Source organism: Ramlibacter sp. MMS24-I3-19, assembly GCF_050320135.1.
Lineage (GTDB): Bacteria > Pseudomonadota > Gammaproteobacteria > Burkholderiales > Burkholderiaceae_C > Ramlibacter.
Window position 1 is genome coordinate 3,802,048 of sequence record NZ_CP190017.1, and the last position, 23,700, is coordinate 3,825,747.

The 23,700-nt window shown below is 69.4% G+C and carries 20 protein-coding genes and 1 riboswitch; of the genes, 7 read left to right on the forward strand and 13 right to left on the reverse strand.

The window, feature by feature from the left end:
* Window positions 1-10: 10 nt before the first annotated feature.
* From ACPWT1_RS18905 to ACPWT1_RS18945, 9 genes are all read right to left on the reverse strand, one after another.
* Window positions 11-3,331, reverse strand: coding sequence for an efflux RND transporter permease subunit (locus ACPWT1_RS18905; protein WP_427912669.1), 3,321 nt, complete (start codon window positions 3,329-3,331; stop codon window positions 11-13).
* Window positions 3,328-6,504: an efflux RND transporter permease subunit gene (locus ACPWT1_RS18910; protein WP_427912670.1), complete on the reverse strand. Its 3,177-nt coding sequence runs from the start codon at window positions 6,502-6,504 to the stop codon at window positions 3,328-3,330. Before ACPWT1_RS18910 ends, ACPWT1_RS18905 begins: the two co-directional genes overlap by 4 nt.
* 31 nt (window positions 6,505-6,535) lie before the next feature.
* A complete protein-coding gene (locus ACPWT1_RS18915) occupies window positions 6,536-8,125 on the reverse strand; it encodes an efflux RND transporter periplasmic adaptor subunit (RefSeq protein WP_427912671.1) in 1,590 nt (529 codons plus the stop codon).
* A 256-nt stretch (window positions 8,126-8,381) separates the two neighbouring features.
* On the reverse strand, window positions 8,382-8,819 hold the full coding sequence (locus ACPWT1_RS18920; protein WP_427912672.1) for a universal stress protein: 438 nt from the start codon (window positions 8,817-8,819) through the stop codon (window positions 8,382-8,384).
* 100 nt (window positions 8,820-8,919) lie between these two features.
* Window positions 8,920-9,684, reverse strand: a complete 765-nt coding sequence (locus tag ACPWT1_RS18925; RefSeq protein WP_427912673.1) for an ABC transporter ATP-binding protein — start codon at window positions 9,682-9,684, stop codon at window positions 8,920-8,922.
* The gene (locus ACPWT1_RS18930; RefSeq protein ID WP_427912674.1) at window positions 9,681-10,703 is read right to left on the reverse strand and encodes a FecCD family ABC transporter permease; all 1,023 of its coding nucleotides are present in this window, start codon (window positions 10,701-10,703) and stop codon (window positions 9,681-9,683) included. Before ACPWT1_RS18930 ends, ACPWT1_RS18925 begins: the two co-directional genes overlap by 4 nt.
* Entirely contained in the window at window positions 10,700-11,566 is an 867-nt protein-coding gene (locus ACPWT1_RS18935) for an ABC transporter substrate-binding protein (RefSeq protein WP_427912675.1), read from the reverse strand. The genes ACPWT1_RS18930 and ACPWT1_RS18935 overlap by 4 nt, the downstream gene beginning before the upstream one ends.
* The gene (locus ACPWT1_RS18940; RefSeq protein WP_427912676.1) at window positions 11,563-12,375 is read right to left on the reverse strand and encodes a cobalamin-binding protein; all 813 of its coding nucleotides are present in this window, start codon (window positions 12,373-12,375) and stop codon (window positions 11,563-11,565) included. The genes ACPWT1_RS18935 and ACPWT1_RS18940 overlap by 4 nt, the downstream gene beginning before the upstream one ends.
* Before the next feature lie 7 nt (window positions 12,376-12,382).
* Window positions 12,383-14,191, reverse strand: coding sequence for a TonB-dependent receptor domain-containing protein (locus tag ACPWT1_RS18945; RefSeq protein WP_427912677.1), 1,809 nt, complete (start codon window positions 14,189-14,191; stop codon window positions 12,383-12,385).
* Between the two features lie 76 nt (window positions 14,192-14,267).
* A riboswitch (cobalamin riboswitch) is annotated at window positions 14,268-14,537 on the reverse strand.
* Window positions 14,538-14,573: 36 nt separating this feature from the next.
* Here ACPWT1_RS18945 and ACPWT1_RS18950 point away from each other — a divergent pair.
* From ACPWT1_RS18950 to ACPWT1_RS18965, 4 genes are all read left to right on the forward strand, one after another.
* Entirely contained in the window at window positions 14,574-14,783 is a 210-nt protein-coding gene (locus tag ACPWT1_RS18950; protein ID WP_427912678.1) for a DUF904 domain-containing protein, read from the forward strand.
* 15 nt (window positions 14,784-14,798) lie between these two features.
* The gene (locus ACPWT1_RS18955) at window positions 14,799-15,128 is read left to right on the forward strand and encodes a cell division protein ZapA (protein WP_427912679.1); all 330 of its coding nucleotides are present in this window, start codon (window positions 14,799-14,801) and stop codon (window positions 15,126-15,128) included.
* Window positions 15,129-15,479: 351 nt separating this feature from the next.
* Window positions 15,480-16,280 carry a sulfite exporter TauE/SafE family protein gene (locus tag ACPWT1_RS18960; protein WP_427912680.1) on the forward strand — a complete coding sequence of 267 codons (801 nt, stop codon included), beginning with the start codon at window positions 15,480-15,482 and terminating at the stop codon, window positions 16,278-16,280.
* A 19-nt stretch (window positions 16,281-16,299) separates the two neighbouring features.
* On the forward strand, window positions 16,300-17,226 hold the full coding sequence (locus tag ACPWT1_RS18965; RefSeq protein ID WP_427912681.1) for a methionyl-tRNA formyltransferase: 927 nt from the start codon (window positions 16,300-16,302) through the stop codon (window positions 17,224-17,226).
* Here the strand turns inward: ACPWT1_RS18965 and ACPWT1_RS18970 are convergent.
* Window positions 17,223-18,170 (reverse strand): LysR family transcriptional regulator, encoded by a 948-nt coding sequence (locus ACPWT1_RS18970; protein ID WP_427912682.1) that lies wholly within the window; start codon window positions 18,168-18,170, stop codon window positions 17,223-17,225. The genes ACPWT1_RS18965 and ACPWT1_RS18970 overlap by 4 nt on opposite strands.
* Window positions 18,171-18,278: 108 nt before the next feature.
* On the opposite strand from ACPWT1_RS18970, the gene ACPWT1_RS18975 reads away from it, so the two are divergent.
* Window positions 18,279-18,548 carry a hypothetical protein gene (locus ACPWT1_RS18975; protein WP_427912683.1) on the forward strand — a complete coding sequence of 90 codons (270 nt, stop codon included), beginning with the start codon at window positions 18,279-18,281 and terminating at the stop codon, window positions 18,546-18,548.
* A 28-nt stretch (window positions 18,549-18,576) separates the two neighbouring features.
* On the opposite strand, the gene ACPWT1_RS18980 is transcribed toward ACPWT1_RS18975, so the two are convergent.
* Window positions 18,577-19,320: a sulfite exporter TauE/SafE family protein gene (locus ACPWT1_RS18980; protein WP_427912684.1), complete on the reverse strand. Its 744-nt coding sequence runs from the start codon at window positions 19,318-19,320 to the stop codon at window positions 18,577-18,579.
* A 65-nt stretch (window positions 19,321-19,385) separates the two neighbouring features.
* Window positions 19,386-19,511, reverse strand: a complete 126-nt coding sequence (locus ACPWT1_RS18985; RefSeq protein ID WP_427912685.1) for a hypothetical protein — start codon at window positions 19,509-19,511, stop codon at window positions 19,386-19,388.
* Between the two features lie 255 nt (window positions 19,512-19,766).
* Between ACPWT1_RS18985 and oxlT the strand changes: the two genes are divergently transcribed.
* Window positions 19,767-21,083: an oxalate/formate MFS antiporter gene (gene oxlT / locus ACPWT1_RS18990; protein WP_427912686.1), complete on the forward strand. Its 1,317-nt coding sequence runs from the start codon at window positions 19,767-19,769 to the stop codon at window positions 21,081-21,083.
* A 102-nt stretch (window positions 21,084-21,185) separates the two neighbouring features.
* Here the strand turns inward: oxlT and ACPWT1_RS18995 are convergent, their stop codons facing one another.
* Window positions 21,186-21,806, reverse strand: coding sequence for a Crp/Fnr family transcriptional regulator (locus tag ACPWT1_RS18995; RefSeq protein ID WP_427912687.1), 621 nt, complete (start codon window positions 21,804-21,806; stop codon window positions 21,186-21,188).
* A 153-nt stretch (window positions 21,807-21,959) separates the two neighbouring features.
* Here ACPWT1_RS18995 and oxc point away from each other — a divergent pair, with 153 nt between their 5' ends.
* Complete coding sequence (gene oxc / locus ACPWT1_RS19000) at window positions 21,960-23,690, forward strand: oxalyl-CoA decarboxylase (protein ID WP_427912688.1); 1,731 nt, start codon at window positions 21,960-21,962, stop codon at window positions 23,688-23,690.
* Window positions 23,691-23,700 lie beyond the last annotated feature (10 nt).

Sequence of the window (23,700 nt, forward strand, 5' to 3'; positions counted from 1 at the left end):
TCGTTCATCACTAGGCAGGTTCCGGGTCCACGTGCCGCGACAGCTCGCGTTCGTGCGGGCTGCGGCGGCGCAGCTTGTCCAGCAGCAGGTAGACGACGGGCGTGGTCAGCAGCGTGATCAGCTGGCTGGCGATCAGGCCGCCGATCACGGCGATGCCCAGCGGGCGGCGCAGTTCGGCGCCCTCGCCGAATCCCACGGCCAGCGGCACCGCGCCCAGGATGGCCGCCAGCGTCGTCATCAGGATCGGGCGGAAGCGCAGCAGGCAGGCCTCGCGCACGGCCTCGACCGGGGACAGCCCTCGCGAACGCTCGGCATCGAGCGCGAAATCGATGATCAGGATGGCGTTCTTCTTCACGATGCCGATCAGCAGGAACACGCCGATCAACGCCATGATCGAGAAGTCCAGCTTGAAGATCAGCAGCGCGAGCACCGCGCCGACACCCGCCGACGGCAGCGTGGAGATCACCGTTAGCGGATGCACCAGGCTCTCGTACAGGATGCCCAGCACGATGTAGATGACCACCAGCGCCGCCAGGATCAGCAGCGGCTGCTGGCCCTGCGACTCCTGCGCGGCGCGTGCAGTGCCCTGGAAGCTGCCGCGCACGTTGGCCGGCATCGCGATCTCGGCTTCGGCGGCGCGTACCGCCGCTTGCCCGTCGGCGAGCGTGTGGCCATCGGCCAGGTTGTACGAGATGGTGGTCGCCAGCTCCGCGTCCTGGTGGCTCACCGCCGCCGCCGCCGGCCGCTGCGCGAACGACGCGACCGCGGACAGCGGCACCATCACGACCGACGACGTGCTCAGGGCCGAGCCGCTGGCCTGGTCGCGCAGCGAGGGATTGATCGGCGCCGTCGACGCCGTGGTGGTGCCCGGCTTCGACGTGCTGCTTCCCGTGCTGCCGGTGGTCCCGCCCGAGGTGCCGGTCGCCGCCGTGCTCGCCACGGTCACCTGCGTGCTGCCCGAGGTGGCGCCCGCCACCGTGCTTGCCGCCGCCAGGTTGCGCGCCGGCACGTACACGTCGCGCAGCGCCTCGGGACTGCGCGAGTAGCGCGGCGCCACGCCGAGGATCACCTTGTACTGGTTCAGCTCCTCGTAGATGGTGGACACCTGGCGCTGGCCGAACGCGTTGTACAGCGCGTTGTCGATGTCGCGCGAATTGATGCCCAGCCGCGCCGCGGTATCGCGGTCTACCTGCACATAGGCCTCGACGCCGTTCTCCTGCTGGTCGGTGTCGACGTCGGTCAGCGCAGGCTGGCGCTTCATCGCCTCGGCCAGCTTCACCGCCCACTGCTTCAGGTCGCTGACGTTGTCGCTCTTGAGCGTGTACTGGTAGGTGGAATTGCTCGAGCGCGCACCCATGCGCAGGTCCTGCACCGGATTGAGGAAGAGGCTGATGCCCGACACGCGCGCGAGCTGCGGACGCAGCCGCGCGATCACCGCCTGGGCCCGCTCCTTGGGCGGACGCTGCGACGGCGGCTTCAGGCTCACGAACACGAAACCACCGCCGGCCCGGCTGCCGCCGGTGAAACCCACGACCGTGTCCACTGCCGGGTCGTTGCGGATGATGTTCACCAGTTCGCGCAGCTTGTCCTGCATCGCGCCGAACGAGATGCTCTGGTCGGCGCGCAGTCCGCCGTTGAACTGGCCCGTGTCCTGGGTCGGGAAGAAGCCCTTGGGGATCTTCACGAACAGCAGCGCGTTGATGCCGACCACAACGACCAGCAGCAGCAGCACCAGCCAGCGCGCCTGCAGCGCCCAGTCCAGGCTGGCGGCATAGGTGCGGTGCACCCACTGGAACGCGGCCTCGAATGCGCGACCGATGCGGCCCGGTGGCTTGTGCTCCTGGCCCGGACGCAGCAGCCACGCGCACAGCATCGGCGTGGTGGTGAGCGAGATCAGCAGCGAGATCAGCACCGCGGCCGACAGCGTGACGGCGAACTCGCGGAACAGCCGCCCGACCTGCCCGCCCATGAACAGCAGCGGGATGAACACCGCCACCAGCGAGAGGCTGATCGACAGCACGGTGAAGCCCACCTCGCGGGCGCCCAGCAGCGCGGCGCTGAAGCGGTCCATGCCCTGCTCCATGTGGCGGGCCGTGTTCTCCAGCACCACGATCGCGTCGTCGACGACGAAGCCCGTCGCGACGGTCAGCGCCATCAGCGACAGGTTGTTGAGCGAGAAGCCCAGGAAGTACATGACGCCGAAGGTGCCCAGCAGCGACACGACGGTCGCGATCGCCGGGATGAAGGTGGCGCGGGCGCTGCGCAGGAAGGCGCTGACCACCAGCACCACCAGCAGCACGGCCACCACCAGCGTGATCTCGACTTCGCGCAGGGCCGAGCGGATGGACGTGGTGCGGTCCGAAGCCACCTGGATCTTCACGTCCTGCGGCAGCTCCTGTTGCAGCTCGGGCAGCAGCGCGCGGACGCCGTCGACGGTGGTGATGACGTTGGCGCCGGGCTGCAGCGTCACCAGCACGATGATGGCCGGCTCGCCGTTGAACAGGCCCAGCGTGTAGATGTTCTCCACGCTGTCGGTGACGTCGCCGATGTCCTGCAGGCGCACCGCCGCGCCGTTGCGCCACGCGACCACCAGCCCCTTGTAGTCGGCTGCGGTGCGACCACCGCCGGCGCTGTTGCGGGTGTAGATCTGCAGCCGCTTGCCTTCCACCTCGACCTGGCCCTTGGGGCGATTCGCGCTGCTGGCCTGGATGGCCGCGCGGACGTCCTCGGTCGACAGGCCCCACTGGTTGAGTGCGTAGGGCGACAGGTCGATGCGGACCGCCGGGGCCGCGCCGCCGCCGATCTCGACGTCGCCCACGCCCTGCACCTGGGCGATCTTCTGCTGCACGAGGTTGGACACCTCGTCGTAGATCTGGCCCGGCGTGCGCTTCTGCGAGGTGAGCGCCAGGATGATCACCGGCGCGGCCGACGGGTTGGCCTTGCGGTAGGTCGGGTTGCTGCGCAGCGTGGCCGGAAGGTCGGCGCGGCTGGCATTGATGGCGGCCTGCACCTCGCGCGCCGCGGCATCGATGTTCCGGTTGATGTCGAACTGCAGGTTGATGCGCGTCGACCCCGAGCCGCTGTTGGAGGTCATCTCGTTGACCCCCGCAATGGTGCCCAGCCGCCGCTCCAACGGCGTGGCCACGCTGGTGGCCATGTTCTCGGGACTGGCGCCCGGAATGCTGGCCGAGACCGAGATCACCGGATAGTCGACCTGCGGCAGCGGCGCGACTGGCAGCACGAAGAACGCGGCGATGCCCGCGAGGGCGATCCAGATGGTGAGCAGGACCGTCGCGACGGGGCGGCGGACGAAGGGGGCTGAAAGATTCAAGGCTGCCCCCCATCCTCCCGCGCCAGCGGCACCGGACGCGGATCGCCGCCGCGGCCGCCGGCATGCTGCGACGCCGGCTCGGCGTCACGCCGCCACCGCTGCCCCAGGCGGTCGAACCACAGGTAGATCACCGGCGTCGTGAACAGCGTCAGCAGCTGGCTCACGACCAGCCCACCGAAGATGGCGATGCCCAGCGGCCGGCGCAGCTCGGCGCCCTCGCCCCAGCCGAACATCAGCGGCAGCGCGGCGAAGAGCGCGGCCAGCGTCGTCATCAGGATCGGGCGGAACCGCAGCAGCGCGGCCTGGTGGATGGCCTCGCGCGGCGGCTTGTGCTCGCCACGCTGCGCGTCGAGCGCGAAGTCGATCATCATGATCGCGTTCTTCTTCACGATGCCGATGAGAAGGATGATGCCGATGATGCCGATCACGCCCAGGTCGTTGCCGGTGAGGATCAGCATCAGCAATGCGCCCACGCCGGCCGACGGCAGCGTCGAGAGAATCGTCACCGGGTGCACGTAGCTCTCGTACAGCACGCCCAGCACGATGTAGACGCACACGACGGCGGCCAGGATCAGCCACAGCTGGTTGGTCAGCGAGTTCTCGTACGCGCCCGACGCCCCCAGGAACGTGAGCGTCAGCGCACCGGGCAGGCCCGCGGCCTTGGCCTCGGCGCGAATTGCATCGACCGCGCGGCCCAGCGACACACCGGGCGCCGTGTCGAAGCCGATGGTGGCCGCGGGGTACTGGGCCACGTGCGTGATCTGCAGCGGCGCGCGCTGCTCCACCAGCCGCGCGATGCTGGACAGCGGCACCGCGCCGCCGGAGCTGCTGCGCAACTGCACCTGCGACAGCGCCTCGGGGCTGGGCACGGCGTCGCGGCGCGCCTCCAGGATCACGCGGTACTGGTTGGTCTCGGTGAAGATGGTCGAGACGATGCGCTGGCCGAACGCGCTGTACAGGGCGTCGTCGATGGTCGAGGCGGTGATGCCCAGGCGCGCCGCGGTGTCGCGGTCGATGTCGACCATCATGGCGGCGCCGGTCGCGCCCGCATCGGTCACGACGTTGCGGACCTGCTTCACCGAACCCAGGCGCTGCACCAGCTGCTGCGCCCACTGGTTGACGGTGGCCGTGTCCGCGCCTTCCAGCGAGAAGCGGTATTGCGTAGGCCCCGCTTCCGCGTCGATGGTGAGGTCCTGCACCGGCTGCACGCGCAGCGTGGCGCCCGACGCCTGTTCGCCGGCGTGCTTGAGGCGGTCCATGATCGACTGCAGGTCGCCACGGGCGGACTTCAGGTTCACCAGCATGCGGCCTGTGTTGAGCATGGTGTTGTTGGCGGCGTCGACGCCGACCACGCTGGACAGGCTCTCGACGTCGGGGTCGGCCAGCACGCGCTGGGCCACGTCCTGCTGCAGCTGCGCCATGGCGTCGAACGAGATCGACTGCGCCGCTTCCACCCGCACCTGCAGCTGGCCGGTGTTCTGGGTCGGGAACAGGCCCTTGGGGATCACCAGGTACAGCAGCACGGTGAGCGCCAGCGTCAGCAGCGCCACCAGCAGCGTGGCGCGCTGGCGCGCCAGCACCCAGGTGAGCGCCAGGTCGTAGCGATGGATGATGCGGTCGAAGCCGCGCGTGAGCTTCGCGCCCAGCCCGCTGCCACTGCCCTCCCCGCCGGGATGCGCCTCCAGCCAGCGCGCGGACATCATCGGCACCAGCGTCAGCGACACCACGGCCGAGATCAGGATGGTGACCGACAGCGTGACCGCGAACTCGCGGAACAGCCGCCCGACCACGTCGCCCATGAACAGCAGCGGGATGAGCACCGCGATCAGCGACACCGTCAGCGAGATGATGGTGAAGCCGATCTCGCCCGCCCCCTTGAGGGCCGCCTGCATCGGCGCCATGCCCTCCTCGATGTGGCGCGAGATGTTCTCGATCATCACGATGGCGTCGTCGACCACGAAGCCGGTGGCGATGGTCAGCGCCATCAGCGAGAGGTTGTTCAGGCTGTAGCCCAGCAGCAGCATCACGCCGCAGGTGCCGATCAGCGACACCGGCACCGACAGGCTGGCGATCACCGTCGCGCGCGGGCTGTGCAGGAAGGCGAAGATCACCAGCACGACCAGCACCACCGCGAGCACCAGCTCCAGCTGCACGTGGTGCACCGAGGCGCGGATGCCGCTGGTACGGTCGGACAGCACCTGCACGTTCAGGCCCGCGGGCAGGCTGGCCGTGAGCTCGGGCAGCCGCTGCTTGATCTGGTCGACGGTCTGGATGACGTTGGCGCCCGGCTGCCGCTGCACGTCCAGAACGATGGCCGGCGTGAGATGGCCCCCGTCGCCGCTGTGGCCGGCCCAGGCGCCCAGCCGCACGTTCTCGGCGCTGTTGACCACCTGCGCCACGTCGCCCAGGCGGACCGGCGCATTGTTCTTGTAGGCGATGACCAGCTGCGCATAGTCCTGCGCCTGCATCAGCTGGTCGTTGGCGTTGATGCTCCACGCGCGCGTGGGCCCGTCGATGCTGCCCTTGGCCGCGTTCGCGTTGGCGGCCGTGATGGCGGTGCGCACGCTGTCCAGCCCCAGGCCCTGCGAAGCCAGCGCGCGCGTGTCGACCTGGATGCGCACGGCGGGCCGCTGGCCGCCGGACAGCGTGACCAGGCCCACCCCGTTGACCTGGCTGATCTTCAGCGCCAGCCGCGTGTTCACGATGTTCTGCACGTCCGTGAGCGGCAGCGTGTTCGAGGTGATGGCCAGCGTCAGCACCGGGGCGTCGGCCGGGTTCACCTTGGCGTACACCGGCGGCGCCGGCAGGTCCGCGGGCAGCAGCGACGCGCCCGCGTTGATGGCGGCCTGCACCTGCTGCTCGGCGACGTCGAGTGCGAGGCCGAGGCCGAACTGCAGCGTGACGATGGACACGCCGGCGGCACTGGTGGAACTCATGCGCGACAGGCCCGGCATCTGGCCGAACTGCCGCTCCAGGGGTGCGGTGACCGTCTGCGCCATCACCTCGGGACTCGCGCCCGGGTACAGCGTCTGCACCTGGATGGTCGGGTAGTCCACCTGCGGCAGCGCCGACAGCGGCAGGAACTTCAGTCCCACCAGGCCGGCCAGCACGATCGCCAGCATCAGCAGCGAGGTGGCGACGGGGCGGAGGATGAACGGGCGCGAGGGACTCATCGTCGGCCCTCCGCCAACGCGGACGACACCATCATTGCTGCTGCGTCCCGCCCGCGCGCCGCTGCTGCATCTGCTGCCAGCGCTGCAGGGCCTGCGGGTCGCCCTTGTCGATCGCCTCGAGGAACTGCTTGCGGCGCGCCAGCTGCTCGGGGTCATCCTTCACCGAGTCGAGCATGCGCTGGCGCTGGTCGGGCGAGGGGCCGGCGCTGGCGCTGGCCTGCTGCGACGACGGGTTCTGTTGCGGCGCGGCCTGCTGCTTCACGCTCTGCTGCGCCGCCGACGCCGAGGTGCCCGGCGCGACCGCGGGGCCGTCCTGCGGCGCGCGCGCACCCGGCGCGCCCGCAGCCCCGTTGCGGCGGCCGCTGGCCGGCGCGTCACCGGGCAGCAATACGCGCGAGCCGTCGCGCAGGCGGTCGGCGCCTTCGGTCACCACGCGCTCGCCCGGCTGGAGGCCCTTGACGATCTGCACCTTGTCGACCGTCGACTGCCCGCGCTGCACCAGGCGCAGCGTCACCGTGCGGTCGGGATTGATCACGAACACCTGGTCGCCGTTCGGGCCCTGGCGCACCGCGGCCACCGGCACGGTGGTGGCGCCCTGCAGCGTGCGCAGCTGCAGCTGCACGTTGACGAACTGGCTGGGGAACAGGTTGCCCTGGGTGTTGGAGAAGCGTGCCTTGGCCTTGACGGTGCCCGTGGCCGCATCGACCTGGTTGTCCAGCGACAGGAAGGTGCCGGTGTCCAGCACCTGGCTGCGCGTGCGATCCAGCGCCTTGGCCGGCATCGGCGCCTTGCCGCCGCCCTGCAGCGCACCCACCTGGTCCTGCGGGATGGAGAACTGCACGTCGATGGGCGACAGCTGCGTGATGACCGCCACGCCGTTCGCATCGCTGCCACTGACGACGTTGCCCACGTCGACCTGCCGCAGGCCGAGCCGGCCCGCCAGCGGCGCCGTGATGCGCGTGTACGAGAGGTTCAGGCGCGCTGTGCCCTCGTTGGCCTTGTCGACCACGACGGCGGCCTCGAGCTGCTTGACGGTGGCGGCCTGCGTGTCGACGTCCTGGCGCGCGATGGAGTCCTGCTGCAGCAGCGTCTGGTACCGCTTGAGGGTGACGCGCGCCGCCTCGAGCTGGGCCTCGTCGCGCATGCGCGCACCGGAGGCCTGCTGCACGGCCATCTCGAAGGGCCGCGGATCGATGACGGCCAGGAGGTCGCCCTTCTTCACCATCTGGCCTTCCTGGTAGGCGACCTGCAGCAGCGGGCCCGACACCTGCGGCCGCACCTTGGCCGTCGCCAGCGGGGTGACGGTGCCCAGGGCCTCGAGGGTCACGCTCAGGTCGCTGCGCTCCGCGACCGCCACCCCCACGGTGGTGGGCGGGCCGCCTCGTGCGCCGGGACCGCCGCCGCCAGGACCTCCACCGCCAGGTCCACCGCCGCCACCTGCGGACGAAGCCGCCTGCGTTGCCTCGGGCCGCGTGTAGTGCCACGCCGCCCATCCCAGGCCGCCGATCACCAGCAGTGCGATCAGGGTGCCGAGCCAGAAACCGCGGCGGCCATAGCGGCGGGGAGCACTGTCGGAAGTCGTGGAATGCGGGGCTGGGTCGTGCGGGGTCGGGGCGGCCATCGATGTCCTTGTTGTGCGGCAGCGCAGGCGCGCCGCGGGCAAGCGCCCGTCAGCTTAGCAACGTGGCAATGGCGCATGGACAGCACACCGCCTCCTTGCCTGTCAGCGGCCGGCTCCCCGCCGGTCGCGCACGACGGCCTGCCTGCGACATCAGGATGAGCCCGTGCGATGTCGCGGCCATGCGCGGCATGTGACGGCTTTGCAAAGTTGGGCCGCGCGGCCCGGACCTCGGCCCGCCGTCAGGCAGGCGCGTGCATCACGGCGTGATGACGCAGAGCACGCTGCAGGGCGCGTGCTCGACGAGCGCGCCGGAGATCGAGCCGCGCCACCAGCGGGCCGCCCAGCTGTCGAGGTGCTTGTGGCCGACCACGATCAGGTTGGCGCCGATCTTTCGCGCGTACTTGGTGATCTCGTCGATGGCCTCGCCGGTGACCACCTCGCCGCGCGCCGTGTAGCCGGCCTGCTCCAGGCGGCGCAGGCCGTCCTGCAGGATGGACTGGTACTTGGCACGCTCGCGCTCCTCGAGTTCGACGTCGTAGACGCCGCCTTCCAGCCCGACGAAGCTCATGGCCGAGGGCATCACCGCCACCAGGAACAGTTCGGAGCCGCTCCACTGCGCCAGCTCCCGGCTTTCGAGCAAGGCCTTCTGGCCGGCGTCGCTGCCGTCGTAGGCCAACAGGATTCGCTTGTACATGGGCCGCCTTTGTCGGTGGTGAGGGGTACCCACCAGAATAGTCGCGCCAAACGCGGGCCACATCCGGAGGGACCCGAACGGGCCATTCCCAGCCCGTTCGTCAGACGTGCGGCAACGCCACCCACTGGCCGTCGAGCGCCTGCACCCGCACGCGATGGTCGAACACGTGGCGCAGCGCCTGGTGCGTGGCCGGGTCGTCGCAGCGGCCGTGGTGCACGAGGCGCCCCGCCTGCAGCACCAGCAGGTCGTCGGCATGCAGCGCCATCGTCAGCTCGTGCAGCACGCTCAGCACGGTGCGGCCCTGCGCGACCTGCGCGCGCACCAGCGCCAGCCAGTCGGCCTGGTGCGGCGGGTCGAGGTTCGCCAGGGGTTCATCCATGAGCAGCAGCGGCGCCTCGACGGCGAGCGCGCGGGCCAGCAGCACGCGCTGGCGCTCTCCGCCCGAGAGCTGCCCGACCGGCCGCGTGCGCCAGTCCCAGCACTGGGTCTGGCGCATGGCGCGCTCGACCGCGATGGAATCGGCCGCACTGGGCGTCGAGAGCCAGGCCTGGTGCGGCAGTCGACCGAGCATCACGACGTCGGCGGCGCGCAGGTCTTCGGCGCCGGGCTCGCCCTGCCCCAGCCACGAGATCGCACGGGCCCGTTCCCGGGCCGACCAGGCACCCGATGGCTTGCCCAGCACCACGAGCTCGCCACGGAACGGCAGCAGCTGCGCCAGCGTCTTCAGCAGCGTGGTCTTGCCGGCGCCGTTGGGACCGACCAGCGCGGTCCAGCGGCCGACGGGCAGGACGAGATCGATGCCGTGCAGCACCTCGCGCCCACCCAGAGCGACCTGCAGCCCGCGCGCTTCGAAGGCCGGCGTCATCGCAGCCTCCGGTGCATCAGCCAGAGCAGGTAGCCGCCACCCAGCAGCGCGGTGAGCACGCCGACGGGCAGTTCCTGCGGCGCGAGCAGCCAGCGGGCGCCGACGTCGGCGGCCAGCAGCAGCACGCCGCCTGCCAGCGCCGACAGCGGCAGCAGCCAGCGGTGGGTGGGCAGCGCCGTCGCGCGCACCAGGTGCGGCGCGACGAGGCCGATGAAGGCCACCAGCCCCACCTGCGCCACCGCGGCGCCCGTGGCCAGCGCCATCACCGCGACCAACCCGAGGCGCAGCGACGCCAGCGGCACGCCCAGGCTCTGCGCAGTCGCCTCGCCGAGCGCGAGCGCATCCAGCCCGGGACTGAGCGCGATCGCGGTGAGCACCAGGACGGCCAGCACGAGGGCGAGCAGCACCACGCCGCTCCAGCCGATGAAGCCGGTCGTGCCGAGCAGGAAGCCCTGCATGGCACGCAGCACCTCGGGGGACCACAGCATCACCAGCGAGGTGAGCGCGCCGAACACCATGCCGACGACGACGCCGGCGAGCAGCAGCCGCAGCGTCTGCTGCACGCCGCGGGCCAGCACCAGCGTGATCACGACCGCACCAAGCGCACCGACGAAGCCGCCGCCGGCCAGGCCCGCGTGCGTCCACCATGCGGTGGCGCCCGGGGCCGCCCCGCCCAACAGCAGGAGCAGCAGCGCGACACCGAACGACGCACCGGTGGAGCTGCCCAGCAGGTACGGGTCGGCGAGCGGGTTGCGGAACAGTCCCTGCGCGACGGCGCCGGCCAGGCCCAGCATCGCGCCAGCCAGCCACGCGCCCAGGCTGCGCGGCAGGCGGATGTCCCAGACGATGGCGGCGGCCGCATCGCGCGCGCCCCACAACGGCTCCCAGCCGGCGGAGCCGACGCAAGTGCCGGCGATGACCAGCAGCGCGGTGATGGCGACGAGCCCCAGCGCGACCCACAGGGGGCGTCGCACCGTGCCCGATGCGTTGCCGGCAGCGAGCGTGGCCGCGCTGCTCATGGCGTCCTCCGCAGGCGTCCCGCCAGGCAGTCGGCCAGCAGGCGCGCACCGGTGTCGAGGCGCGGGCCGGGACGCACGATGGTGTCGCCCTGCGCCGGCGTGAATGCGCACACGCGGCCCTCGCGCAGCGCACGCAGGTGCGACCAGCCGGGACGGCTGGCCAGCGACGGGGCGTCGCGCTCGGCAACCATGATCACCTGCGGGTCGGCTCGCACCACGAACTCGGGATTGAGCTTGGGCACGCTGCCCAGATGGCCCGGCACGATGTTGGCGGCGCCGAGGCGCCGCAGCAGCTCGCCGATGTGCGAGGACTCGCTGGCGGCGTACGGACCGTCGCTGATCTCGAAGTAGACGGTGGTGCCGCGTGCAGAGGCCGGCACGCTCCGCGCCGCGGCATCGATGCCGGACTCGATGCGCTGCCACAGCGCCGGTGCGCCCTCCACCTGCAGCGCCTGGCCGACGATGGCGGAGACGCGGCGCACGTCCGCGAGCGTCTTGATGTCCAGGCCCAGCACGGGCACGCCCAGCGCCTGCAGCCGCGGCAACGCGCGTGCGGTCGACGAGAGCAGCACCACGTCGGGCTTGAGGGCGACGACGCGCTCGACGCTGAAGTCGGCGACGCCGCCCACGTGCGGCAGCCTGGGGACCGAGGCGGGCCAGTTGGAAAAGTCGTCCACGCCCACCAGGCGGTCGCAGGCACCGAGCTCGCAGACGGTCTCCGTCAGCGATGGCAGCAAGGCGACGATCCGGCGCGGTGCTTCACGCAGCGTGACGTCGACGCCGCGGTCATCGCGCACGGTGACCGGCGAGGCGCTCGCGAGCGCGCACCACAGCGCGAGCACGGCAGCGATCAGCACCTTCATGCGTGCTCCTGGGCCCAGCGCCGCACGATGCGGTGCAGCTGCTCGACGCCGTCGGTGAGCGCAGCCGGGCCGGGCTGCAGGATGTCGGCGGACTTGATTTCGAACAGCTGGCCGTCGCGCACGGCGTTCACCTGCTCCCATCCGGAACGCGCCGCGACGCGCTCGGGCCGGAACTTCTTGCCGCACCAGGAGCCGATCACGATGTCGGGATTGCGGCGCACGATCTCCTGCGGATCGGCAACGATGCGTTGCTTGCCCAGCGGCTCGCGCGCCAGCTCGGGAAAGATGTCGTCGCCACCCGCGATGCCCAGCAGCTCGCTCACCCAGCGGATGCAGCTGATCGGCGGCTCGTCCCACTCCTCGAAGAACACGCGCGGTCGGCGCGGCAGCGCGGCGGCGGCCCCTCGGATCGCATCGAGCCGCGCGCGCATCGCCCGCAGCAGCTCGAGGCCGCGCTGCGCCTGGTCGACGATCGCGGCCACCTGCCAGAGCATCGCGAAGATCTCCTCCACGCTGCGCTGGTTGAACACGGTGACCTGCACGCCCTGGCGCACCAGCGCGGCCGCGATGTCGGCCTGCAGGTCGGAGAAACCGAACACGCAGTCCGGTTCGAGCTCCAGGATCCTGTCGATCTTCGCCGAGAGGAACGCACTGACCCTGGGCTTCTCCTCGCGCGCGCGGCGAGGTCGCACGGTGTAGCCGGAGATGCCGACGATCCGCGCCTCCTCGCCCAGCAGGTACAGCCACTCGGTCGTCTCCTCGGTGAGGCAGACGATGCGGCGCGGACCCAGCCGGGCAGAGGCAGTCATGCGGAACTCAGAAGTGCGGCTGCCAGTCCAGGCCGACGAACACGCCGCGGCCCGCCTGCCGGTAGCCGTACACGGTTTCGTAGTGGCGGTCGGCCACATTCTCGACGCGGCCGAACACGCGCGTCTCCTTCGTGAGCTTGTAGGCGGCCGTGAGGTCCAGCACTGCGTAGCCGGCGAGCGTGGTGCCGGCGTCCGGGCGCTTGTCGGCCCCACGCAGGTTGCCGCCCCACTGCCACGGTCCGCGGTCGCGCGTCAGTCCGAGCTTCACGAGCGTCTTCGCGCGACGCTGCAATTGCTCGCCCGTGTCCAGGTCTTTCGGCTCCTGCGCGGTGATGCCCGCGCTCACGCCGTAGTTGCCGACCTTGCCGTTGTAGGCGAGCTCCAGCCCGCGGTTGCGCGCGCGACCGATGTTGATGCGGTTGAAGAACGCGTCGAAGCCGAACAGGTCGGTGTAGCGGTTTTCGAACAGCGTCGCGCGCACCAGCTGGCCGCCGGCCGCGTACTGCAGCGCGACCTCGTTCGCGCGCAGGCGCTCGGGCCGCAGCAGCGGATTGCCGCCGAACGGGTAGTACAGGTCGTTGAAGGTCGGCGCGTTGAAGCCGGTCGACGCCGACGCGCTCGCGCGCCAGGCATCGGTGAACTGGTAGCCGTAGGCTGCGAGCCAGGTGTTCGCCGAGCCGAAGGTGGTGTAGCGGTCCTGCCGCAGGTTCAGCTGCGCCTGGTGCTTGCCGGCCGTGAGCGTGTAGCCCAGGCGCGCGCTGTCCTGGTCGCGCGAGCTGCGGTCGTAGGCGGTGTCGCTGCGCAGCTTCTGGCGCGTGTGTTCCACGCCCGCGGTGACGGCCTGGCCCGCCACGGGCTGCCATTGCAGTCCGAGCTGTGCACCGTCGCTGCGCGACTCGACGAAATACGGGAACGCGGTGACGGCGGCATCGAGCTTGTCCGTGGCGGTCGTGAGCGCGGCGTCGAGCTGCAGGTTGGTCGCCAGCTTGACGCGGCCATCGAGCACGCCGCTGGATTCGACGAAGCGTGATTCGTCGGCTTGCGTCGCGGGGCCGAACTGGCTGTCGTACTGGGTCGTGCCGCGCGCCTCGCGCAGTCGCAGGCCGACCTGGTGGCCGCCGGCGATGTCCTGCGTGATGCCCAGCGAGGCGGCGTTGCGCCGGTAGCCGTCGCGGTCGGGATTGGTGCCCGGCAGTTCGACATGGTTGGTGGCATCGAAGCCGCGATCGCGCAGGCCCTCGACGCTGGCGCGCAGGCCGGTGCCGCCGGCGGTGCGCACGGCACCGCTCGCCGCGCCCTGCACGAGTCCGCGCGAGCCGCCCTGCAGCGTCACGCTCGCGGTCGGCGTGGTCGTCGGCGCGCGCGTGATGATCTGGATCACGCCGCCGAGCGCCGCGCTGCCATAGAGGCTGGAGACGTTGCCGCGCACGACCTCGATGCGCTCCACGTCCGCCAGCGACAGGTGCTCGATCGCGGCGAGGCCGAAATTGAGGTTGTTGACCGGCACGCCGTCGACCAGCACCAGCGTGTGGCGCGACTCGGCGCCACGCAAGGACGCGGTGGCCACCGTGCCCGGGCCGCCGAGCTGCGTGAGCTCGAGACCGGCGACGCGTTGCAGCAGCGTCGGCAGGTCGGGCGTCTGCGCCGCTTCGATGTCGGCGCGCGTGAGGACGGTGGTGGCGGGCAGCGCGTCCTGAACACGCTGCTCGGTGCGGCTGGCGGAGACCACCACCTCGGGCAGCGCGGCTTGCGCGAACGAAGCGGGGACGACGACGGCGAGCGCGAACGGGATGCCCGCGCGAGGAATCAACTTCAAGGAAGCCATGGAGACTCACGAAACGAAGTGCCCGGGCCGGCTTCCCCGCCGGCGAATGGGCGAACACGGCTGCGCGAACGCAGCCACCGTGTTGGCCGGTATCCGGGCTGGCGGGTCGATCTCCATCAGCCTTCCCGGTGCGCCGTTGTCGTGCGCGGCCAGTGGCTGTCGAGGATGGAGCGGGGCGCCTTGCGGCACCCATCCGCTTACCGTTGCGGGGGCAGCGCAGGTTGGCCGGAATCCGGTGGCATGACGCGTGGCGGCATGCACGGAACGAGGCTCCCTGCTTCCCGTTGAACTGCGGCATGCGAACCACACCGCGAGCACCAACGCGGGCATTTTAGGCGCAACGGTTTGGGCCAACCCTACAATCGGCGCACGTATGGCCACCGCCTCCCAGGTCGACCAGATTGCCGAACGCGTCGAGCGCCTGCTCGTGCGCTACGAGGAACTGCAGCGCACCAACGCGCTGCTCGCGCAGCAGGTCGAGGCCCTCACGCAGGAGCGCGATTCGCTCAAGTCCCGCCTCTCCGCGGCCCGCACGCGCGTCGACGCGCTGCTGGAACGCCTGCCCGACCTGAAGTCGGTCTGATCCGCCCTTTCCGCCATGACCACCACCAAGCAGATCGAAGTCCAGATCATGGGCCAGAGCTACCTGCTCGGCTGTCCTGCCGGTGGCGAAGGCCGCCTGCTCGAAGCGGTGGAGAAGGTCGACACCGCGATGTGCAGGATCCGCGACGCAGGGAAGGTCAAGGCGCGCGATCGCATCGCGGTGCTGGCGGCACTGAACCTCGCGTTCGACGTCGCCGATCGGGAGACCGCGCCCGCACGTGCCACGCCTGCGCGCGCCGCGAACGACGGCACCGCGGATGCGCGCCTCGACGCCCTGCTGCAGCGGCTCGATCGTGCGCTCGGCGACGACGGACGCCTGATCTGACGCGGGTTGCCGAACGCGCGCTGTCAAGCTCGACGGCAGGTCTCCGAAAATCGATGGTGTCTTACGGCCTTTTCGGACCCAGCCGCCCGGACCACGCCCTAGAATGGCCTCGTCTGCAGTGCATTGCCGGACCTTATATGTCCTTGAACCAATGCTCCCTGAGCAAGGGCTTGGAACAGACCTGGTGAGCGTGAACGTCTCGCGTCAGATGATCCCAACATCAGGTTGACCTCGCCCACCTGAACTCCGGTTCAGGCTGCCGGTCCGGTCGCAACTGCAGACGCCTATTCCGATCGCCGTCCGTGCCGCAAGGACGTGCGACAACAACAAGAACCAGAGGGACTGCGGCGCATGGCGCTCGAACCGCAACTGATCGCCGAACTCGCGCTGATCGGCACCTGCACCGGATTTCTGGCCGGCCTCCTGGGCATCGGAGGCGGCATGCTCATGGTGCCGTTCGTGACGATGATCCTCACGGCCCGCGGCTATCCCGCCGACTACACCGTCAAGGCCGCGGTCGCCACCTCGCTGGCCACCATCTGCTTCACCTCGCTTTCGTCCGTGCGCGCGCACCACAAACGCGGCGCGGTGCTGTGGCCGGTGGTGCGCACGCTCGCGCCCGGCATCCTGGTCGGCTCGCTGGTGGGCGCACGTGTCGCCGTGGCACTGCCCGGCAAGGTGCTGGGCGTGCTGTTCGCCGTCTTCGTCGCATTCTCGGCCACGCAGATGTTCCTCAATCGCCGGCCCGAGCCGAGCCGCACCCTGCCCGGCCCCGCGGGCACGTTCGGTGTCGGCGTGGCGATCGGCTGGTTGTCCTCGATGGTCGGCGCGGGCGGCGCCTTCGTGTCGGTGCCGTTCATGACCTGGTGCAACATCCGCATCCACCAGGCCGTGGCCACATCGGCGGCCCTGGGCTTCCCGATCGCGCTCGCGGGCACGGCAGGCTACCTCTGGGCTGGTCGCGACCTGCCCAACGTGCCGCCGGGGTCCATCGGCTACCTGTACCTGCCCGCCCTGCTCGTCATCTCGCTGGCCAGCATGGCCCTCGCGCCGCTCGGCGCGCGCACGGCGCACCGCATGGACATCCAGCCGCTCAAGCGCGTGTTCGCGGTCGTCCTGTACGGACTGTCCGCCTACTTCCTGCTTCGCTGATCCGCTACGCTCGCCTCCCATGAGAATCGCATTCATCGGCCAGCAGGAATTCGGCAAGCAGGTGCTCGAGGCCTTCCTCGCGCGCGGCGACACGGTCGCCGGCGTCTTCTGCGAGCCTGACCGGCCCGGCACCAAGCCCGACGTGCTGCGCGAGCGCGCGCAGGAACTCGGCCTCGCCGTGTTCCAGTTCAGCAGCCTGCGCAGCAGCTACGCCGAGCACGCCATGCGCGAGCTGCAGGCCGACCTCGGCGTGATGGCGTACGTCACCCAGTTCGCGCCGCAAAGCCTGGTCAACATCCCGCGCCTGGGCACCATCCAGTTCCACCCCTCGCTGCTGCCGCGGCATCGCGGCCCGTCGTCCATCAGCTGGCCCATTGCGCTGGGCGCCACGCACACGGGCATCACCGTGTTCCGTCCCACGGACGGCCTGGACGAAGGCCCCGTGATCCTGCAGAAGTCGTGCGAGATCGGCCCCGACGAAACGCTTGGCGAGGTGTACTTCAACAAGCTGTTCCCGATGGGCGTCGCGGACCTGCTCGAAGCCGCCGACCTGGTGGCCGCGGGCCGCCACGAGGAGCGCGCGCAGGACGAAAGCCAGGCCAGCTACGAAGGCTGGTTCCGCGAGGAGGAAGCGCGCATCCACTGGTCGCAGCACGTGGACCAGGTCTACAACCTGATCCGCGCGTCCAACCCCGCACCAGGTGCGTGGACGATGCTGAACGGCGTGCGCACATGGCTGTATGACGTTCGCAAGCACCCCGTGCGCACCTTCGGCGACGTGCGGGGCAAGGCGGGCGAGATCGCTTCGGTGAGCGACAGCTCGATCACGATCAACGCGCAGGGCGGCCGCATCGAGGTGCTGCGGCTGCGCGCCGAAGGCGGCAAGAAGATGAACGCCGGCGAGTACGCCCGCAGCGTGGGGCTGGTGCCCGCGCCGCGTCGTTAGGCCGCAGGCGCGGCGCGTTTCCTCGAAGGCCCTTCCAGCGCGCGCGTCACCAGCCGCGCGCCGTCCGCAAGCAGGAAGTTCTTGAACGCCTGCGCCACCGGCGGCAGGCGCTTGGTGCGCCGGTGCACCACGAACCAGTTGAGCATCAGCGGGAAGCCCTGCACGTCCAGCACCGTGATGGCGTGCGTGCGCAACTCGCGGCTGATGGTGTGGGCCGACAGGAAGCTCACGCCCATGCCCGCGATCACCGCCTGCTTGATGGTCTCGGTGCTCTTGATCTCCATCGCGATGTTCAGGTCCGCGATGCGCTCGCCGAAGCCCTCCTTCATCGAGTTCCAGGTGTCCGACCCTTTCTCGCGCACGATGAAGGGCTCCCGCGCGATGCGGCTGAAGGGAATGCGCTTGCGGCCGGCCAGCGGATGCGAAGGCGCCGCGACGATCACGTAGGGGTGCGGCGCGAAGGGTTCGGCCAGGGTGTCGGCGTTCTCGGGCGGCCGCACCATCACCGCGAGGTCGGTGCGGTTGGCCTCCAGCTGCGCCAGCAGTTCCTCGCGGTTGCAGACGCCGAAGTTGAGCGTCACGCCGGCATGGCGCTGCGCGAAGTCGACCAGCAGTCGCGGGAAGAAATAGTCGCCGGCGCTGATGACGGACACGTTCAGCTGGCCGCCGGAGACGCCCTTGTAGTGCGCCATCGCCTCTTCGGCCTCCTGCACGCGTTCGAGGATCGCGCGGCTCGAGACGACCAGCTGCTCGCCGGCCGCCGTGAGGTACACCTTCTTGCCCAGCTGCTCGAACAGCGGCACGCCGGCATGCCCCTGCAGGGCACGCACCTGGGCCGACACGGCCGGTTGCGTGAGGTGCAGTTCCTCCGCCGCGCGCGAAAAACTCAGGTGGCGGGCCACCGCCTCGAACACCTTCAGCTGTCGCAGGGTCGCGTTGCGCATTCGCCGAAGATAACCGATGTCTTCTGGAACCGATCAAATCATTTCATTGTTCTTTATGGATCGACGGGCCTAGATTTGCTGCCATCCAACCGATTCAAGGAGACCGTGATGGCTGCAGTTCTGGCCCCCACCTGGCAGCACGAGACCAGCGATGCCGACCGCATCCGCCAGGCCTACAACAGCGCGTTCGATGAGCTCGGCCTGCCGTGGCACTGGGACCGCGCGACGTTCGCGTCGCTGCCCGCCGGCTCCGAAGGCGTGCGCGCGTACATCGAGCGCGACCACCCGCACCTGCTGAAGGCCTACGAGCCGGGCTTCCTCGTTGATGCGGTCGAGGCAGCGCGCTCGCGCTGCAACGCCGTGCTTCGCCGCGGCTGACCCTCGCGACCGAGGCCGCAGAATCGGCTCAGAGGAGCTCCTTGGCCAGCATCGCGAGGCCAAGGAGTCCGAACAGCCCGAACACCAGGCGGCGAAACAGCGCTGGGTCGACGCGGGCGCGCAGCAGGTTCCCCAGCCCCAGGCCGCCGAAGGCCGCCAGCAGCGCGATCCAACCGGCAGCAGTGGACCATGTCACGGCAGTGGACTGCCAGCCGAGCGAATTCGCCAGCGCGAGCGTGCAGACCGTGAACGAGAGGCCCAGCGCCTGGATCAACTCGTCGCGGCGCAGGTCCAGCGACTGCAGGAACATCGTCATCGGAAAGATGTTGATGCCGGTCGCCGCGGTCAGCATTCCCGTTGTCAGGCCGACGACTGCCGAGGTCCCCGCCATGGGCCCGCTCGCAAGCCGCACCCTGAAGGTGGGCCGCGCCAGTCCATACGCGCTGTAGAGGATCATCACGCCGCCCAGCAGCACCCGCACGGCCGAGGCACCGCTGGCAAGCGATGGCAGCGGCGTGAAGCGGCAGCCGACCAGCACGCCGATCCACATCGGCCCCAGCAGCATGGCGAGCCGCCGCAAGTGCGGCCCGAGGCACTGCACGACGTTGGTGGCCAGCGCCGGCACGATGAGCAGGCCGGCGGCGGCGGCAGGCGGCATCGCGAGGCTCAGCAGGCCCATCGCCACCACCGGCAGCCCCATGCCGGCCACGCCCTTCACCGCGCCCGCCACGAAGAACGCCAGTGCAATGCCGCCCAGGAGCTCAGGTGTCATCAGCCGAGTATCCGGGCAAAAAAAGCGCCCCCGAAGGGGCGCTCTGTCTCGTCGCGACGAGCGACTCAGCGGCCGGTGCGCAGCGCAGTGATCACGAGGCCCAGCGGCGTGGAGCGGAACATTTCCTTGAGCAGCTCGACGGGGAACGAGGGCGACTGGCGTCGGGACGGTTGGGCGTAAGTAGCGGACATGCGAAGGTTCTCCAAGTTGAAAAAAATCGTTGCTTGGCGCAATTATAGGGTTAACCCTCAATTCCCCAAGGCATGGCAGGGCTTCATGCAAAGACCTTCCCGAGCCCATAAGTGCAAACCCGAGTTCATGACCGAAGTCAAGAAAGCGCAAAAGGGGCAGGAACAGAATGGGTCCACGACGTGGCCGGGGAGTAGCCCGCAAGCAGCAGTACGCAAGCGAGCCGCGTCGCCCAAGTACAGCAAGGAGACAAGTGAATGAACCGTTCTGCCCAGTCTGCTCCCGCTGCATTCGGCGCGACAGCTCGTCCAGTGGACGAGGCGCCCAGCAATGCATACCGTTGGGGCCAGCTCGTGATGGGCATCGTCTGCATGGCGATGATTGCCAACCTGCAATATGGCTGGACCCTGTTCGTGGCTCCGATGGAGTCCAAGAACCACTGGGGCCTCACGGCGATCCAGTTCGCCTTTTCCATCTTCGTCGTGGTCGAGACCTGGCTGGTGCCCGTTGAGGGCTGGCTGGTCGACAAGTTCGGCCCGCGTCCCGTGATCGCCGGGGGCGCGATCCTGGTCGCCCTGGCCTGGGTCCTGAACTCGTACGCGACGAGCATCACCGCGCTGTATGTCGCGGCGGCCATTGCAGGCCTGGGCGCCGGCGCCGTCTATGGCACCTGCGTCGGCAACGCGCTCAAGTGGTTCCCGGACCGCCGCGGCCTCGCGGCTGGCCTCACCGCGGCCGGCTTCGGCGCCGGCTCCGCGCTGACCGTGATCCCGATCGCCAACATGATCCAGTCGTCGGGCTACGAGCACACGTTCTTCTTCTTCGGCATCGTGCAGGGCATCGTGATCTTCGCGATTTCGATGTTCATGACCCGTCCCCGCGTGCCGAAGGGCGTGGTGGCGGCCACCCGCGTGGTGTCCACCAAGGTCGACTACACCGTCGGCCAGATGATGCGCACGCCGACGTTCTGGGTCACCTACGTGCTGTTCGTCGCGGTGGCCGCGGGCGGCCTGATGGCGACGGCGCAGATCGGACCGATCGCCAAGGACTACGGCTTCGCCAAGATGCCGATGAGCGTGCTGGGCTTCACGCTGCCGCTGCTGACGATGACGCTGGCCATCGACAACCTGGCCAACGGTTTCACCCGCCCGCTGTGCGGCTTCATCTCCGACCGCATCGGCCGCGAGAACACGATGCTGCTGGTGTTCATCGGCGAAGGACTGGCGCTGCTGGGACTGATGAAGTACGGCCACGACCCGGTCATGTTCATGGTGTTCGCCGCCCTGACGTTCCTGTGCTGGGGCGAGATCTACTCGATCTTCCCGGCCCTGGTCGCGGACACGTTCGGCGCGAAGAACGCCGCGGCCAACGCAGGCACCATGTATACGGCCAAGGGCACGGCGTCGCTGCTGGTGCCACTGTCCGCCTACATCGCCACCAAAGGCAACTGGGACCGCGTGTTCCTGTTCTCCGCGGCGATCTCCATCGTCGCCGGCCTGATGGCCAAGTTCGTGCTGCAACCGATGCGCCATCGGACCATCGACAAGGTGAACGAGCGCGGCAGCGTGGAGTGACGGCGCAGGACGCGCGCCGCAACGGCGCGTTCCGCAACGAGAAGGGGCGCCCAGGCGCCCCTTTCGCTTTTCCGGGATCGCGCGGCCCCGTCGCGCCCCGCCTCAGATCTTGCCGCGCGCCTTCAGCCGGCTCAGCGTTTCGGCGGTGAGGTTGAGGTAGCTGGCGAGTTCCTTCTTCGGAATGCGTTCGAACAGGTCCGCGTGCTTGCGCATGAAGCGCTGCACGCGGCCCGGCGCATCCAGCAGGTGCAGCGTGATCGTGTGGGCCATGATGTCGCTCATGTGGTGCATCACCGAGTACTCGAAGGCCTGCTTGAGTCCCGGGTGGTACTCGATGAAGGCCACCCAGTCGCGCAGCGGCAGCTTGGCGACGCGCGTGCGCGTGACACCCATGATGCTGTAGGGCGCCGGAGTGCCGAGCTTCCATGCGGCATAGCTGGTTTCCATTTCCCCCTCGGCCGCGAAGCGCAGGATCATCTGCTTGCCATCGGGCGTGCTGACCACGCGCTTGAGGATGCCGTCGAGGATGAAGTACTGCTCCATCTCGTGCACGCCCTGGTGCAGCAGCCAGTGGCCCTTGGGCGCATCCACCACCTGCAGCTGAGGTTCGAGTTCCATGGTCTGGGCCGCCGTCATGCCCTTGAGCAGGACGTTCTGGGCGAGCTGCACGCGGATGACGTTGCGCTCGGGATGTTCGACGATGGACCTGTGCGGGATGTTCATGCAGCGAGTCGGGATTGCAGTGCTTGACCGAGGTCAATTTTCGCCGATACGCAGGGCCTGCTCGTCCTGAAAATTGACCGCGATCAAGCGTGCTGCCGCGGGGCGATTTCTATGATGGCCACTGCTGCATCACTCATCTCCCGAGGAAAATCCATGACCGCGGAAACGCAAACCGGCGACACCATCGATGCCTTCCACCTCGTCATCGAGGCACTCAAGCTCAATGGCCTGGACACCATCTACACGCTGCCGGGCATCCCGATCACCGACCTCACGCGCCAGGCCCAGGCCGCCGGCGTCAAGGTGATCTCGTTCCGCCACGAGCAGCACGCCGGCAATGCCGCCGCTGCGCACGGCTTCCTCACCGGCAAGCCGGGCATCTGCCTCACGGTGTCCGCCCCCGGATTCCTCAATGGCCTCACCTCGCTGGCCAACGCCACCACCAACTGCTTCCCGATGATCCTGATCAGCGGCTCGAGCGAGCGCGAGATCGTCGACCTGCAGCAGGGTGACTACGAGGAGATGGACCAGCTGGCCATCGCCAAGCCGCTGTGCAAGGCCGCCTTCCGCGTGCTGCACGCCGAGGACATCGGCGTGGGCCTCGCACGTGCCATCCGCTCCGCGGTGTCGGGCCGTCCCGGCGGTGTGTACCTGGACCTGCCGGCCAAGCTGTTCACGCAATCGCTGCCGGCCGAAGCGGGCCGCAAGTCGCTGATCAAGGTCGTCGATCCGGCGCCGAAGCAGATCCCCGCGCCCGAAGCAGTCAAGCGCGCGATCGACCTGCTCAAGGGCGCGAAGAAGCCGCTCGTGATCCTCGGCAAGGGCGCCGCCTACGCGCAGGCCGACAGCGAGATCAAGACCTTCATCGAGAAGAGCGGCATCCCCTACCTGCCGATGTCGATGGCCAAGGGCCTGCTGCCGGACAACCACAACCAGTCCGCATCGGCGGCGCGCTCGTACGTGCTGGCCGAGGCCGACGTGGTAATGCTGGTGGGCGCGCGCCTGAACTGGCTGCTGTCGCACGGCAAGGGCAAGACCTGGGGCGGTGCCTCCTCCAAGGAAGCCGGCAAGCAGCAGTTCATCCAGGTCGACATCTCGCCGACCGAGGCTGACAGCAACCTCGCGATCGCGGCGCCCGTCGTCGGCGACATCGGCTCGTGCATCACTGCGTTCAACCAGGCCATGGGCGCCGGCTGGAGCAAGCCGCCCAGCGACTGGACCGGCGCCATTGCCGAGCGCAAGGACAAGAACCTCACGAAGATGGCCGAGACGCTGGCGAAGAATCCCTCGCCGATGAACTTCCACAGCGCCCTCAACGTGATCCGCAACACGATCAAGGAGAACCCGAAGGCCTACCTGGTGAACGAAGGCGCCAACGCGCTGGACTTCACGCGCTCCATCGTGGACATGTACGAGCCGCGCCGCCGGCTCGACGTTGGCACCTGGGGCATCATGGGCATCGGCATGGGCTTCGCGGTCGCGGCCGCCGCCACCACCGGCGAGCAGGTGATCGCGGTCGAAGGCGACAGCGCGTTCGGCTTCAGCGGCATGGAAGTGGAAACGATCTGCCGCTACAACCTGCCGGTGTGCGTCGTCGTGATGAACAACAATGGCATCTACAAGGGCACCGACGTCAACCCGCGCGGCGACGCGATGGCGCCCACGCAGTTCGTCAAGGGCGCTCGCTACGACCAGATGATGCAGGCCTTCGGCGGCGTCGGCGTGGTGGCGAACACGCCGGAGGAACTGAAGAAGGCGCTCGATGAAGCCGTCTCCTCGCGCAAGCCGACGTTGATCAACGCCATGATCGACGAGAACGCGGGCACCGAGTCCGGCCGCATCACGAGCCTGAACCCCAGCGCGGCCAAGAAGAAGACCGCGTGAGGCCAAGCAA

Coding starts and splice junctions, on each gene's coding strand:
- ACPWT1_RS18950 (WP_427912678.1), top strand. CDS start 14,574: ATGGCCACCGCCTCCCAGGTCGACCAGATTGCCGAACGCGTCGAGCGC.
- ACPWT1_RS18915 (WP_427912671.1), bottom strand. CDS start 8,125: ATGGCCGCCCCGACCCCGCACGACCCAGCCCCGCATTCCACGACTTCC.
- ACPWT1_RS18955 (WP_427912679.1), top strand. CDS start 14,799: ATGACCACCACCAAGCAGATCGAAGTCCAGATCATGGGCCAGAGCTAC.
- ACPWT1_RS18910 (WP_427912670.1), bottom strand. CDS start 6,504: ATGAGTCCCTCGCGCCCGTTCATCCTCCGCCCCGTCGCCACCTCGCTG.
- ACPWT1_RS18965 (WP_427912681.1), top strand. CDS start 16,300: ATGAGAATCGCATTCATCGGCCAGCAGGAATTCGGCAAGCAGGTGCTC.
- ACPWT1_RS18940 (WP_427912676.1), bottom strand. CDS start 12,375: ATGACTGCCTCTGCCCGGCTGGGTCCGCGCCGCATCGTCTGCCTCACC.
- ACPWT1_RS18920 (WP_427912672.1), bottom strand. CDS start 8,819: ATGTACAAGCGAATCCTGTTGGCCTACGACGGCAGCGACGCCGGCCAG.
- ACPWT1_RS18975 (WP_427912683.1), top strand. CDS start 18,279: ATGGCTGCAGTTCTGGCCCCCACCTGGCAGCACGAGACCAGCGATGCC.
- ACPWT1_RS18970 (WP_427912682.1), bottom strand. CDS start 18,170: ATGCGCAACGCGACCCTGCGACAGCTGAAGGTGTTCGAGGCGGTGGCC.
- ACPWT1_RS18985 (WP_427912685.1), bottom strand. CDS start 19,511: ATGTCCGCTACTTACGCCCAACCGTCCCGACGCCAGTCGCCCTCGTTC.
- ACPWT1_RS18930 (WP_427912674.1), bottom strand. CDS start 10,703: ATGAGCAGCGCGGCCACGCTCGCTGCCGGCAACGCATCGGGCACGGTG.
- ACPWT1_RS18980 (WP_427912684.1), bottom strand. CDS start 19,320: ATGACACCTGAGCTCCTGGGCGGCATTGCACTGGCGTTCTTCGTGGCG.
- oxc (WP_427912688.1), top strand. CDS start 21,960: ATGACCGCGGAAACGCAAACCGGCGACACCATCGATGCCTTCCACCTC.
- ACPWT1_RS18995 (WP_427912687.1), bottom strand. CDS start 21,806: ATGAACATCCCGCACAGGTCCATCGTCGAACATCCCGAGCGCAACGTC.
- ACPWT1_RS18935 (WP_427912675.1), bottom strand. CDS start 11,566: ATGAAGGTGCTGATCGCTGCCGTGCTCGCGCTGTGGTGCGCGCTCGCG.
- oxlT (WP_427912686.1), top strand. CDS start 19,767: ATGAACCGTTCTGCCCAGTCTGCTCCCGCTGCATTCGGCGCGACAGCT.
- ACPWT1_RS18960 (WP_427912680.1), top strand. CDS start 15,480: ATGGCGCTCGAACCGCAACTGATCGCCGAACTCGCGCTGATCGGCACC.
- ACPWT1_RS18925 (WP_427912673.1), bottom strand. CDS start 9,684: ATGACGCCGGCCTTCGAAGCGCGCGGGCTGCAGGTCGCTCTGGGTGGG.